Consider the following 13,385-nt stretch of genomic DNA (forward strand, 5'->3'; position numbering starts at 1 on the left):
AATGAACGAGATGTATGTCGATCGTGTTCCGCCGCAGAACCTGGAGGCTGAGCAAGCCGTTCTCGGCGCTATATTGCTCCACTCCGAAGCGATGATCACGGCGATGGAGCGGATTCAGTCCGAGGACTTCTACAATCCGGCCCATCAAATGATCTATGAGGCGATGATCGAGCTGGGCGAAGACAACCAGCCGATTGACCTTGTAACGCTTACAGCGAAGCTGAAGGATAAGCAGCAGTTGGAAGACGTCGGCAGCGTGTCTTATTTGACGAAACTGGCCAATGCGGTACCAACCGCAGCCAACGTCGATTATTACGCGCAAATTATTGAAGAAAAGTCAATGATGCGACGTCTCATTCGGACTGCCACGCAAATCGCAAGTGAAGGCTATACAGGCGGCGAGGATGTCTCTGGATTGCTTAGCGATGCGGAGCGACGTATCTTAGAAATTTCGAATCGCCGCTCTTCGAGCGGCTTTATCGCGATTAAAGATGTATTGATGGAAGTGTATGATAAAGTCGAGACCTTGAGCCAGCAAACAGGCGGGGGGACGACAGGCATTCCGTCAGGCTTCCCTGATTTGGATAAGATGACATCGGGTTTCCAGCGCAGTGACCTTGTCATTGTGGCTGCTCGTCCGTCCGTCGGCAAGACCGCCTTCGCCTTGAACGTAGCCCAGAATGTTGGCGTTCGTGCGAAGGAGACGGTAGCGATATTCAGTCTCGAGATGTCCGCGGCACAGCTTGTACAGCGGATGGTCTGTGCTGAGTCCAATGTCGATGCAGGACGACTCCGTACAGGAGCGCTTGAGGATGATGACTGGGAGAAGCTGACGATGTCCATCGCAGCCTTGTCCGAGGCGGAGGTCTACATTGATGATACACCAGGGATAACGGTGGCGGATATCCGTGCCAAGTGTAGACGTCTTAAGAAGGAACATGGTCTTGGCATGATTCTGATCGATTACTTGCAGCTGATTCAAGGACGCGGCAAGCCAGGCGAGAACCGTCAGCAGGAGGTCTCCGAGATATCACGTACGCTGAAGCAGATAGCCCGTGAGCTTGAGGTTCCCGTTATTGCCTTGTCCCAGTTAAGCCGGGGCGTAGAGCAGCGGCAGGATAAGCGTCCGATGATGTCCGATCTTCGGGAATCGGGTTCCATTGAGCAGGATGCTGATATCGTTGCATTTTTGTACCGTGATGATTACTATAATCAGGATACGGAGAAAAAGAATATTATCGAAATTATTATTGCTAAGCAGCGTAATGGTCCAGTAGGTACGGTGGAGTTGGTGTTCTTGAAGAACTTCAACAAATTCGTCAGCTACGAAAGGAATCATCAGGACGCTTCTGCGGGATAATAAGCGTAAAAGAAAGCGAACGTTGTTTTTCCGAACATTTGGTTAAGGTCGGATATCAACGTTCGCTTTTCGTTGACTTTGCACTATTTGACTGATAAACTAGGTATGCTGCTTGGAGCGAAAGCTTAAAAAAGCAGTGAATAACGGTGTGTAAACACCCGCCGGGGGTATGAATATGTCTACAGTAGTCGTCGTAGGAACCCAATGGGGAGACGAGGGGAAAGGGAAAATCACTGACTTCCTCGCCGAAAGCGCCGACGTGGTTGCGCGTTATCAAGGTGGTAACAATGCGGGACACACGATCTTGATTGATAATAAGAAATACAAGCTGAGCCTGATTCCATCCGGTATTTTCTACACAAACAAAATTTGTGTAATCGGTAATGGTATGGTCATCAATCCAAAGGCACTAATCCAAGAGATTGAATATATTCACGAAAATGGTTTCTCTACCGATAATCTTCGCATTAGTGATCGTGCGCATGTCATCATGCCGTATCACATGGTGCTGGACGGTCTGGAGGAAGAGCGCAAAGGCCCGAACAAGATTGGAACGACCCGCAAAGGGATCGGACCTTGTTATATGGATAAAGCAGCTCGCAACGGCATTCGTATTGTCGACTTGCTCGACAAGGATGTATTCGAGAAGAAATTCCGCCACTTGGCAAATGAGAAGAACGAGTTAATCAGAATGTATGGCGGCGAAGAGCTGGATATCGAAGCTACGTTGCAGGAATACTTCGAATATGCAGAATTCATTCGCAAGTATGTGGTTGATACCTCGGTTGTACTTAATGATGCAATCGATGACGGCAAGAAGGTATTGTTCGAAGGTGCGCAGGGCGTTATGCTCGATATCGACCAAGGTACGTATCCGTTCGTTACTTCTTCGAACCCAACAGCTGGCGGTGTCTGCATCGGTTCTGGTGTTGGCCCATCCAAGATTGAAGAGGTTATCGGCGTAGCGAAGGCTTATACGACTCGCGTTGGTGATGGTCCGTTCCCAACAGAGCTGAACAATGAGACAGGCGACTTCATCCGCGAAGCTGGCCATGAGTATGGTACAGTAACAGGCCGCGCACGTCGCGTAGGCTGGTTCGACAGTGTCGTCGTACGCCATGCTCGTCGCGTGAGCGGGATTACAGGCTTGTCCCTGAACTCGCTTGATGTATTGACTGGACTGGAGACAGTTAAGATCTGTACGGCTTACAAGTGCGGCGATGAGATTATCGAGCACTATCCAGCAAGCTTGGATATGCTTGCGAAGTGCGAAGCAATTTATGAAGAAATGCCAGGCTGGTCGGAAGACATCACAGGCTGCAAGACGCTTGATGAACTGCCTGAATCAACACGCAACTATGTGAAGCGCGTATCGGAGCTGACAGGCATTCCGATCTCGATCTTCTCCGTTGGCCGCAACCGCGAGCAGACGAATCAAGTGCGTTCTATCTACCGCTAATTGCAGCATGATATAGAAACGAAACGGCTTTTCCTTCGGGAAGAGTCGTTTTTTTTGTACATAATTGGGCATACTAAGCAGTAAATGACTGTGAGCTGGCAAGGATCCCGAATACAAGATAGAGGAAGAAGAGTCATATTGGAGGCTGCTAGTACTCTATTATACGCACTCGGGCACGTGAGAGGGCATATTGCCCTCGCGTGGCAGCAAGAGCTGGCTGGGAGGTAGTATAGATGCGCTTAGTGTGGCGTGTGATGCGGTTAGCAATGACGATTTTGGTCGTAGGTATATTATCTAGCCTATTAACGGTTGGAACAACAGCGATCGTAGTCGATCGATATATTCAGACTGCCCTGGATAGTTTCCATATCCCAATAGAACGGAAGCCGCTGACATTGACCTCTATGTGGGGTGTTCTGCTTGGCTCCGATGTACAAACGGCTAGTCAATCAAATAATAAGTCTACAGGAACGAGTCAGAATGGGATAATGGGAAATAGCGGGAACCATACAGAACGAACCACTACTAATAGTCAGGGATCGGGATCGAATGGGAATGGGCAGGGAGCGACTGAGACGAATGGCGGAGGAACGACAGGTTCCCCATCTGCTGAGGGAAATGAAGGCGAGAGCGGATCAACTCCAACGCCTGATGGCGCTTTGCCGGTAATGGGGGGCATAACATCTGGTCAGGAATCGAAGGGACGGGAGGCAATAATAGTGCCACCTGACGCGATAGCGAAGAGCAAGGAAGAGTTGTCGAAGGAGAAGAAGGATCAAATCTTTGCAACCTTGATGAAGAAGCTCCCGCAAGAGGATTGGCAGCGCATCTCAACCTTAATGGAGGGAGGATTAACTTCCAGTGAGGTTATGGAAGTCGAACAGATTCTCGCGAAGCATCTGAATGACGAGGAATATAAGGAGATGCGGGAGTGGATGGTGGGAGAATCGAAGACGAAGGATACTGCCAGCACTACGGATGGTTCAAATGCGAAGGAAAGCAAGACAGAAAGCACGGGAACACCGTAGTCTGATTCATAGGCTTCACGAAGAACATCTTTGTGAGAACATATGCTGAATAAACCGATTAAAAGGATTGCATAATAAACGCGAAAGTGGCCATCTCCTCAGGAGAGCACATTTTCGCGTTTTTGTTTTGGAAAAGTAAGGGGTGTAAGGATGAAGAACGTCCAAAAAATGACGAATTCGGTCAAGTTGCAATGTACTTTCGACCTATGGTACATTAAAAAAAGATGACAAAACGTTAACTTTTGTAAATTTTCATAGAAAAAGATCACATTACGTATGAGAATATAGGCATTGTATTCGCAAAGGAGACCATCATGGAACGTTTCAACGGAAATCGTCGGGAGGAAAAGGAACAAATGAATGATCGCAACCGATGGCAACAATGGACGGCTGCATGGCGGGAACGGTTGACGAGGAATCCTGCAACCCGATGGATGACAAAGAGAAAAAGAACGATTGTATTCGCAATAAGTGGCATGGCATTGGCTGCATCTGCAGTATGGGGAGGCATTACCTATGTACAAGCCAATACGATACCTTTTTATCACGTATACCATAAGAATGAACTGGTGGGCACGGTGTCTGCTCTAGAAGAAGTCGAGCAATATTATGCAGCTCGGCTCCAGAAGGAACAGGCTAAGTATCCGAACGCCCATATGAAGATAAATCGAGAGGGAATTCGAACGATTGAGGATTCTGGATTCAAGGCGAAGCCGACAACGGAAGCAACGTTAGCGAAGCTCGATCAATTGACGCCTGCTTATGCAGAGGGCGTAGAGCTGAAGATCAACGGCGCGACAGTCGGATATGTGAATGACGAGGCTACGGCCGAGAAAATATTGAAGCAGGTAAAGGCGAAGTACACTCCATCTGCATCGAACAAAGGGAATGCGAAGGAAGTGCGCGTATTAGCTGCGCCTATGCGCTCTGCAAAGGCCACGAAAGCCGTATCACGCTTGGAATCTGTTAGTTTCCGCGAGCGTGTCAGCACGGAAAATGCCAATATTAGCCCAGACCAGCTGATGACGCAGGATGAGGCGATTAGCAAGCTGACGACAGGCCTCACGAATAAGCTCCAATATATTGTGAGGGCAGGAGATACCGTTTCGTCAATTGCAAATAAGATGAATGTCTCTATGGATGCGATCTACCATAACAACCCGACTGTCGGGGAGGAACGTCTGCAGGATGGACAAATTCTTAATTTGACGGATACGAAGCCGCTTATTACCGTGAAGACGGTTGAAGCTTATAGCGAGTATTTGGTGACTGAACCGCAGAAGATGATCAAGGAAGATCCGAATATGCGCTCTGGGGAGTCCAAGGTTGTCCGCAAGGGCAAACAAGGATTAAAGCGCATGTCTTATCGCCTGGTGAAGGACAACGGCAAGCTATCCCACGAGGAATGGATTGAGCAAGAGGTTGTCGAGCCTGCCATTCCGGAGATTGTCATTCGCGGTACGAAGGTCGTGCGCGGCGAAGGGACAGGCTCCTTCGATTGGCCTGTGAACAGTGCAACCTTGACAAGCGGATTCGGCAAGCGCTGGGGCCGCATGCACAAGGGGATCGACATGGTATCCTCGGATCGTTCGATTATGGCTGCTGATGAAGGCGTCGTACTGTTTGCGGGTGTGAAGAACGGGTATGGCAATTGCATCATCGTCAACCATCGCAATGGGTACAAAACCTTGTACGGCCACCTAAGCAAAATTAATATCAATGCCGGCGATATTGTGGAGAAGGGTCAAGATATTGGCGTAATGGGCAATACGGGCGATTCCACAGGTACGCATTTGCATTTCGAAATTATTAAAAATGACGAAGTGCAGAATCCTCTTAAATACTTATAAACGCAAGCTAGACGGGACGAATCGGATGTCCCGTCTTTTTTATATTTAGATTGCCGCGTAATGCCGTCTTCTCCAACGTTTGGGTTCGGGATGTAGAGACAATTATGGTAAAATAGAGTGACATAAGGACTGGCTGCATGCAGAACGGAATTTGTGACTGTATTAGTACGTGGTAGGAAATGTGAAGGTAGAGGGAGAGGTGCGGATTCGTGTACGGCAAAATTCTCGTTGTAGATGATGAACAACCGATTGCAGATATTTTAAAGTTTAATTTGGAGAAGGAAGGCTACGAGGTCATCTGCGCCTTCGATGGGGGAGCTGCCGTTGATTTGGCAATATCGGAGAAGCCGGATCTTATGCTTCTTGACTTGATGCTGCCCGTGAAGGACGGGATGGATGTGTGCCGTGAGGTACGTCAGCATTTGCATATGCCTATTATTATGCTGACGGCGAAGGACACAGAGCTTGATAAGGTATTAGGCTTGGAATTGGGGGCCGATGACTATGTGACGAAGCCGTTCAGCACGAGAGAGCTGCTGGCTCGGGTTAAGGCTCACTTGCGGCGCCAAAACAAAATCTCTACTCCAGATCCAGAAGAGGATGCTGCGACATCTGCCGCAGAGAAGCAGGGCATGAAGCTGAATGAACTGCTCATTGATACGGACATGTATGTAGTCTATAAGAACGGAGCTATGCTGGATTTGACGCATCGGGAGTATGAACTGCTGTTCTACTTGGTGCGCAATGCTGGCAAGGTCATGACACGCGAACACCTGCTGCAGGCAGTGTGGGGATATGAGTATTTCGGAGATGTACGCACGGTGGATGTAACGATACGCCGCCTGCGCGAGAAGATTGAGGATGATCCGAGCAAGCCGGAATATATCATTACACGGCGCGGATTGGGATATATGATGCGCAATCCGCGGAGTGGAGGATTCTAGTGAAGCGGGGGCTAGGTCGATTTTTTCGCACCATTCAGGCGAAGCTGATTATTATTTATGTTCTGCTTATCTTAATTGCGATGCAGCTCATCGGTGTCTACTTCGTCAGTTCGATGAAGCATACGCAGACGACCAACTTTACGAAGGAGCTGCAGAACACAGCAGAGCTCATGTCTATTTACGCGGGTCAGACGCTGAAGGGCGATGAGACGCTTGATGATGAGCAGACGCTGGAGGCGCTCAATAAGTTCGTACGCAGCTTCATCAATATGAATGGCGTGGAAATACAGGTTTTGGACGTAACCGGGAAGGTATTGACGACATCTGTGCCTACTCATATGGAATATGTAGGGCGTAAAAATACTGAGACAGTAGTGAATCGGGCCCTGCAGGGCATGCGTGATAACCAAGAGGTTATCATTGATGAGGACAATGTGCGCATGCAGGTGCTGGCGAAGCCCGTCTACTCCAATGGGAAGCTCGTAGGGGCCCTATACATTGTCGCATCAATGAAGGAGCTGTACGCTACAATTGAGGGGATCAATCGGATTTTCCTCTCGGGGATGGCGATTGCACTTGGGTTAACGGCCGTACTGGGTGTCATTCTGGCCCATACCATTACACAACCGATCAAGGAGATAACGAAGCAAGCAACGAAGGTGGCGGAAGGGAACTTCGCAGGACAAGTTCCTGTCATGGGCACCGATGAGATCGGTCAGTTGAGTGAGGCATTCAATTATATGACGAGGCGCTTGCAGGAAGCGCTGAATGCGAATGAGGAAGAGAAGGAGAAGCTGGCATCCATCTTGACAAATATGAGTGACGGCGTTGTCGCGACCGATGAACAAGGTCAGGTTATTCTCGTCAACAGACGGGCGTGCAAGCTGCTAAGTATCAAGCAAGGCGAGGTAGAGGGCAGTCCCATGTCCGAGGTGCTTCGTGTGCCGCAGGAACAGATCGATGAGATGGTGAACGGCAAGCTGAACTGGATGCTGCTTCCTCGAACAGAAGAACATGAGGGTGATGAAGATAGCGAGACAATCCTGCGCATATCCTTCACCCCGGTTCATCGCCGTGGGGAAGGTATGACAGGATCAATTGTCGTGCTGCAGGATGTGACGGAGCAGGAGAAGCTGGAGCAGTCTCGCCGCGAGTTCGTAGCCAACGTGTCACATGAGCTGCGGACGCCGCTGACGACGATTAAGAGCTATGTTGAGGCATTAGGCGACGGCGCGCTGGAAGAGCCGCAGCTTGCAGGGCGCTTCGTTGGCGTTATACAGAACGAGACGGAGCGCATGATTCGTCTCGTTACGGATTTGCTGCATCTGTCGCGCCTTGATTCGAAGCAGGCGAAGCTGCGCAAGCAGGTGACGGATATGACGGAGATGCTGGAGGATGTCATCGACCGATTCTCCTTCCAGTTCCGCAATAAGGGAATCGCTGCATCAGTTGTCATTGATCCGGACATTGGCAAGGGAGGCTTAGTGATGATCGATCGGGATCAGATCGATCAATTGCTGGATAACCTTGTGTCCAATGCGGTGAAGTATACGCCAGACGGCGGCGAGGTGAAGCTGGTTGCGGTTCTGGATTCTTCTCGCAGCATGCTTCATGTATCAGTGCAGGATAATGGGCTGGGCATTCCACAGAAGGATTTGGAACGAATATTTGAACGATTCTATCGGGTAGATAAGGCTCGTTCGCGCAATATGGGCGGTACGGGACTAGGCTTGTCCATTGCCCGGGAAATTGTGAGAACGCATGGTGGGGATATATGGATTGAGTCGGAATGGGGCGCAGGTACGCAAATTACCTTCTCGCTTCCGTTGACATCAATGAAGGCGGAAGGGAGTGAGGCAAGCGAATGGTAGAGCGATTTAAGACGATGCTGCTAACATTTCTTGTGCTGTTAAGCTTGCTGCAGAGCTTCTTCCTTGCCTATAGCATACCGAACTTCGATGTACGCAAAAAGTCGACCAGTGACTACATTACGACCGATCCGCTCGGGCCTGAGGAGAAAGTAGAGAATCTAATCTTCCCGGAACAGCTGGTTCTTCACCTCGGAGGAAATAAGCATACCATTCTATATCCAGGCATGACGTTCTATAACATTATTGTGAAGCGGCTGCAGGGACGCTCGTATGATGGATTCCAATACCGCTCGCTTTCTGCGGTGGATTGGAATCGAATACGCGAGGAGAATGAGGGAGTGGAACTGCTTTTCCACGCGCCTATCCCAGTGAAACTGCTGCAGAAGGTGTTTCCGATCGGTGACGATTCTGCGCTTATGAATGAGAGTATTCGTCGAATATGGCTGTATACGACGAAGGATACGAAGGAAGTCCGCGTCTTCTTCTTCAATGCGAAGGGGGACGCTGTCTATGAGTCAACCCGAGCAGACTTGACCGAGCAGGATGTGAAGCAGCAGGTCGAATTCGGACGGTCTTGGACGCCTTATAAGTTGGTTAACGGGTCATATTATGTTCCAGAACAGCCGATTGAACTGCTTGAGGTTACGCTTCCCTATGATCGAATTACGGCAGAGCAGATGCAGCGCAGCCTGTTCAATGATCCTACCGTTACGAAAAATATAGAGACTGGGAATTCCGAAATTTATACCGACGTTAAGCGCGGCTTGGAAGTGAATCGGGGCCTGCAATGGCTTATCTACTCCGATCCTGTCGTGCAGACGGAAGGGCAGCAGGATATTGCTTCTGATGTCACGGCAGCAGTCCGCTTCATTAACCAGCATGGAGGCTGGAATGGCAGATATCGTGTCACCTTGCCGGACAATGAGAAGAAGGATGTGCTGAACGGAGCAACCAGTGGATTAGGGACAGCCTTTCGATTCCAGCAATATTGGGGCTCTTACCCGATTGTCAATACAAGTCGCTTCCGGTTCGGGTATATGCAGGTTACGATGCAAGAGGGCACGGTTACGAGTTATGAGCGTTCTCTTGTACAACTTCATCAGCGTGCAGAGAAGAAGGAAATGCGCCAACTGGTGGTTGGAGATGCCTTACTTCAAAAATTGAATGCACTCAGTCAGAAGAAGCCAATCGTAGGGATTGACCCGGTATACATCCCTGAGTTAGGGAAGGAGACGGTTCGTCTGCTGCCTGCATGGCAGGTAAAGTACAAGGATGGGTCGACCGCATTGCTTGATGGGTCTGTTAAGAAATGAACGTAAGATCGTATCTCAGAAGGGAGGAGTCAAATGGATTGGGGTCGGGCGAAGAATATATTGATCTATGCTTTTCTGCTGCTCAATATTGTGCTGGGCTATCAGCTCTGGCAAGAGGTACGCGACCAAATGCATTCCGAGCTGGATTGGACCTCCCTGTCTGATGCGGCGAAGAAGATGATGGAAGTAAAAAAGATTCAAGTTACAGCCAAGATTCCTTCAGAGACACCCGCCTTACGTGAAATCACGTACCGATTCGTGAAGCGGGGCGATCAGATGGAACCGCTCAAGCAGCCGCAGGATACGAAGATCGTATTTATGGAGAATGATTTGATCAAGTCCCTGCAAGGGGATATTCCTCATATTGAGATGTACCGATATGACGCGTTGACAGGTAGAAATGGAACATTCGTCTTGTATCAGCGACTGCCTAATGGCCTGCCGATATTCGAAGTGACATTGGAGCTGGCACACAGCCAGCAGAAGATTAAGGGGTTCCGGCAGCAGTATGTAGAGTTGATTGAAGCTAAGGAGAGCAAGGAGCAGAAGATCTTGCCGGCTTCTCAAGCATTGGAGCATGTGATCTTGAGCGCCTTAATGTCAGGGGCCGTCGTCAAGGATGTACAGCTTGGCTACCATGGTCAAATATTCGATGCGGCCAATACACAGGTGGCAGCGCCGTCTTGGCGCATCCTCTTGGAAAATGATGAAGTGTATTATGTGAATGCGATAAGTGGAGCAATTGATACTCCGCAAGAAGGAAAGAAGGAGAACGATAGATGAGTATGCGATTTTCAGTACTGTCGAGTGGATCAACAGGCAATGCAACGGTCATTCAAAATGAAGACGCAACTGTGATGATCGATGTTGGTCTAAGCTGCAAGCGGACAGAGCAGCTCCTGGAGGAACAGGGGCTCTCGGGCAAGCAGATTGACGCCATATTCGTCACGCATGAGCATTCTGATCACATTAAGGGCCTTGGAGCCTTCTCACGCAAGCACAACGTGCCGATCTATGCCAACGAGAACACATGGGAAGCACTAGAGAAGCATGTGGGTGAAATTGCAGACGAAAATCGGATTGTCATGCAAACGGGGGAAGCGCGCGATTTCGGGGATCTGCGCATAGAATCATACGGTATCTCTCATGATGCTGCCGAGCCGGTGGGTTATAAGTTCTATGAAGGCGAGACAAAGCTGAGTGTGACAACGGATTTAGGTTATATGAGCGATAAGGTTCGAGATGAGATTATCGATTCGGATGTGCTTGTGCTGGAATCGAACCATGATACGGAGATGCTTCGTATGGGGCGGTATCCATGGAATATTAAGCGACGAATTCTAGGAGATATGGGGCACTTGTCCAATGATGCGGCAGGCGAGGCGCTGTGTGAGATTGCTACGGGTAATACCCGCCGCGTATACTTGGCGCATTTAAGCCGGGATCATAATATGATGGATCTCGCCCGCATGACGGTAAAGGGAGTTATGGAGGACAACGGCCATTTTTACAAAGAGAGTGAACTGCAATTAAAAGATACGTATTATGACAAGCCTACGGCATGGGATACGGTTCATGCGAAGTCTGTGGTGCGTTTGTAAGCCATCTGTCGAGATCATTGGCTTTCCGTGATATATCCTCCTGCGTAATCAGGCCTTTCTCCACGAGAAGCTCCATGAGGGTGGATAAAGCCAAGGTAAGACGGTATTGATCTTCTTTCATATCAGCTAGTTGTCCGACTAGGTCGATGTCCGACCAGATTGTGCTTGAAGTCGTCATAAATCTAGTTCTCCTTTCTATTAGGGGAGGGAGATTGTTTCTCTCAATTCCCTGTTTGTATGATAGAATATGTACAAGCTTGCAAATCTATTACATTTCTTTTACATGACAAGCTCATAGTGTGCATTAATATATAGTGTTGACGATTTTCAGCCATATCATTCCGTGGTGTAATGATGCTGCGAAGGCAGTGGTTCAACCCGTGGATCGATCCCGGTTGGAGGGTTGAGGGGAGTTGTTCGGATGAGCTTGTTTGATGATGATTTTTTCTCGACAAAGGTATCTGGCAAGGTAAAGCGCAGATGGCAGGAGCGAGAGACAGGAACGGGATGGACACTGGGCAAGACAACTCAATCCGGCCGCAGGTGGTCCACCGTCCAAGTGGCTATTGTGAGCTCGGTGATTAGTGCCTTGTCAGCCGTTATTTTATATAGCTGGATTGTGGGAACAGGTTCAGTCACACAGCCTGTGACCATTAACCGAACGGGGACGGTTGATCCCTATGATCGTATTGTGACTGTAGCCGATAAGGTTGGGCCTGCGGTGGTCAGCATCGTCAATGAGCAGAAGCGAGTGGCAGCAGAGACTGATAATGAGAAGGACACAAATCTAGGCTCAGGTGTCATTATTAAGCGCGATGACGGCAAGGCGTTCATCCTGACGAATGAACATGTCGTACAGGGGGCGGATAAGCTAGAGGTGGTGCTCTCGAACGGGCAGCGCAAAAATGCAGAGCTCATTGGCAAGGATCGGGTAATGGATATTGCCGTTCTTCTTATTGATGATGCAGGTGTATCCACGGTGGCAGAGATTGGCGATTCACGCCTTCTGCGTCTCGGGGAAACCGTCGTCGCAATTGGCAATCCGCTTGGCCTAGGCGGGTCACTGACAGCTGGCATCGTCAGTTATACGAATCGACTTATCCCGGTATCCTTGAACCAGGATGGTGTATATGACTGGGAGCAGAGGGTCATTCAGACGGATGCGGCAATTAATGAGGGCAACAGCGGCGGAGCACTTGTGAACTTACAGGGGCAGGTTATTGGCATCAATACGATGAAGATCGCGACGACTGGCGTTGAGGGCCTCGGATTTGCGATTCCTACGAATGAAGTGATGACCGTAGTAGACGAGATTATGAAGAATGGCAAGGTTATTCGGCCTTATCTAGGTGTATATACGGTCGATCTGACGAATCCTTATGCTCCGATTACGGAGGAGCAGCGCAATGATCTCAAGCTTCCGCAAGACGTGAAGAACGGAGTTATTGTACTGGAGGCTACGGGGCCGGCGAAGAAGGCAGGACTGAAGCTGAATGATGTGATTGTCCGCTTCGACAATGAAACGATCGGTCAGACCCGAGATCTGCGCAAATATTTATATGAGAAGAAGAAGGTCGGCGAGACGATGGAAGTTCACTTCTATCGCGAGGGCAAGCTGATGATGACGACTGTGCAGCTTGAGGATAAGCCGCAGCAGGCCGGTTAAGTGATATCCAAAGATGGGAAAATCAAATGTCTTCACCCGTACCGGGCCTATTTATGTTATGATGGACGTAATAAGACAGCAAGATAAGCGAGAAAGAGGGAACGACATGTACGTAGTCTGTAAAGAGCATGTAGAATTGGCAATTGACAATTTTGTAGATGAGTTCGAAGATGCCCCCGACGTTGTCGATCTGGATGGCGTTGAATTCAGTGATTGGGAACGGCCAATCAAGTGCTGTATGGATTGCGAGCAAGAGGCGAAGTTTCTAGTCGTGTAATCTTGTCGTAGGATGA

Annotated in this window: 12 protein-coding genes; 11 read left to right on the forward strand and 1 reads right to left on the reverse strand. The window is 49.3% G+C overall.

The genetic code is table 11. The features are described from left to right. The first annotated feature begins 1 nt into the window (after nucleotide 1). From dnaB to PBN151_RS23525, 9 genes are all read left to right on the forward strand, one after another. The gene (gene dnaB, locus PBN151_RS23485) at nucleotides 2-1,360 is read left to right on the forward strand and encodes a replicative DNA helicase (RefSeq protein WP_021257531.1); all 1,359 of its coding nucleotides are present in this window, start codon (nucleotides 2-4) and stop codon (nucleotides 1,358-1,360) included. Between the two features lie 175 nt (nucleotides 1,361-1,535). Further along, nucleotides 1,536-2,819: an adenylosuccinate synthase gene (locus PBN151_RS23490; RefSeq protein ID WP_028533236.1), complete on the forward strand. Its 1,284-nt coding sequence runs from the start codon at nucleotides 1,536-1,538 to the stop codon at nucleotides 2,817-2,819. 233 nt (nucleotides 2,820-3,052) lie between these two features. Then, complete coding sequence (locus PBN151_RS23495) at nucleotides 3,053-3,847, forward strand: spore coat protein (protein ID WP_072730926.1); 795 nt, start codon at nucleotides 3,053-3,055, stop codon at nucleotides 3,845-3,847. A gap of 314 nt (nucleotides 3,848-4,161) precedes the next feature. Then, on the forward strand, nucleotides 4,162-5,697 hold the full coding sequence (locus PBN151_RS23500; protein ID WP_072730927.1) for a peptidoglycan DD-metalloendopeptidase family protein: 1,536 nt from the start codon (nucleotides 4,162-4,164) through the stop codon (nucleotides 5,695-5,697). 209 nt (nucleotides 5,698-5,906) lie between these two features. Beyond that, nucleotides 5,907-6,641 carry a response regulator YycF gene (gene yycF / locus PBN151_RS23505; protein ID WP_072730928.1) on the forward strand — a complete coding sequence of 245 codons (735 nt, stop codon included), beginning with the start codon at nucleotides 5,907-5,909 and terminating at the stop codon, nucleotides 6,639-6,641. Between the two features lie 80 nt (nucleotides 6,642-6,721). Further along, nucleotides 6,722-8,512: a cell wall metabolism sensor histidine kinase WalK gene (walK, locus tag PBN151_RS23510; protein ID WP_370510451.1), complete on the forward strand. Its 1,791-nt coding sequence runs from the start codon at nucleotides 6,722-6,724 to the stop codon at nucleotides 8,510-8,512. Next, nucleotides 8,506-9,825 carry a YycH family regulatory protein gene (locus tag PBN151_RS23515; protein ID WP_072730930.1) on the forward strand — a complete coding sequence of 440 codons (1,320 nt, stop codon included), beginning with the start codon at nucleotides 8,506-8,508 and terminating at the stop codon, nucleotides 9,823-9,825. Before walK ends, PBN151_RS23515 begins: the two co-directional genes overlap by 7 nt. A 33-nt stretch (nucleotides 9,826-9,858) precedes the next feature. Beyond that, nucleotides 9,859-10,608 carry a two-component system regulatory protein YycI gene (gene yycI / locus PBN151_RS23520; protein ID WP_072730931.1) on the forward strand — a complete coding sequence of 250 codons (750 nt, stop codon included), beginning with the start codon at nucleotides 9,859-9,861 and terminating at the stop codon, nucleotides 10,606-10,608. After that, complete coding sequence (locus PBN151_RS23525; protein ID WP_021257524.1) at nucleotides 10,605-11,426, forward strand: MBL fold metallo-hydrolase; 822 nt, start codon at nucleotides 10,605-10,607, stop codon at nucleotides 11,424-11,426. Before yycI ends, PBN151_RS23525 begins: the two co-directional genes overlap by 4 nt. Here the strand turns inward: PBN151_RS23525 and PBN151_RS23530 are convergent. Beyond that, nucleotides 11,380-11,604, reverse strand: coding sequence for a hypothetical protein (locus PBN151_RS23530; RefSeq protein WP_072730932.1), 225 nt, complete (start codon nucleotides 11,602-11,604; stop codon nucleotides 11,380-11,382). The two genes, PBN151_RS23525 and PBN151_RS23530, sit on opposite strands and share 47 nt — an antisense overlap. Before the next feature lie 243 nt (nucleotides 11,605-11,847). On the opposite strand from PBN151_RS23530, the gene PBN151_RS23535 reads away from it, so the two are divergent. Together PBN151_RS23535 and PBN151_RS23540 are read left to right on the forward strand one after the other, a co-directional pair. Then, the gene (locus PBN151_RS23535) at nucleotides 11,848-13,092 is read left to right on the forward strand and encodes a S1C family serine protease (RefSeq protein WP_072730933.1); all 1,245 of its coding nucleotides are present in this window, start codon (nucleotides 11,848-11,850) and stop codon (nucleotides 13,090-13,092) included. Nucleotides 13,093-13,198: 106 nt separating this feature from the next. After that, on the forward strand, nucleotides 13,199-13,369 hold the full coding sequence (locus PBN151_RS23540; RefSeq protein WP_005545397.1) for a CxxH/CxxC protein: 171 nt from the start codon (nucleotides 13,199-13,201) through the stop codon (nucleotides 13,367-13,369). The last annotated feature ends 16 nt before the right edge of the window (nucleotides 13,370-13,385 follow it).

This window comes from Paenibacillus sp. NAIST15-1 (assembly GCF_001894745.1).
In the GTDB taxonomy this organism is placed as follows: Bacteria; Bacillota; Bacilli; order Paenibacillales; family Paenibacillaceae; genus Paenibacillus_B; species Paenibacillus_B suaedae.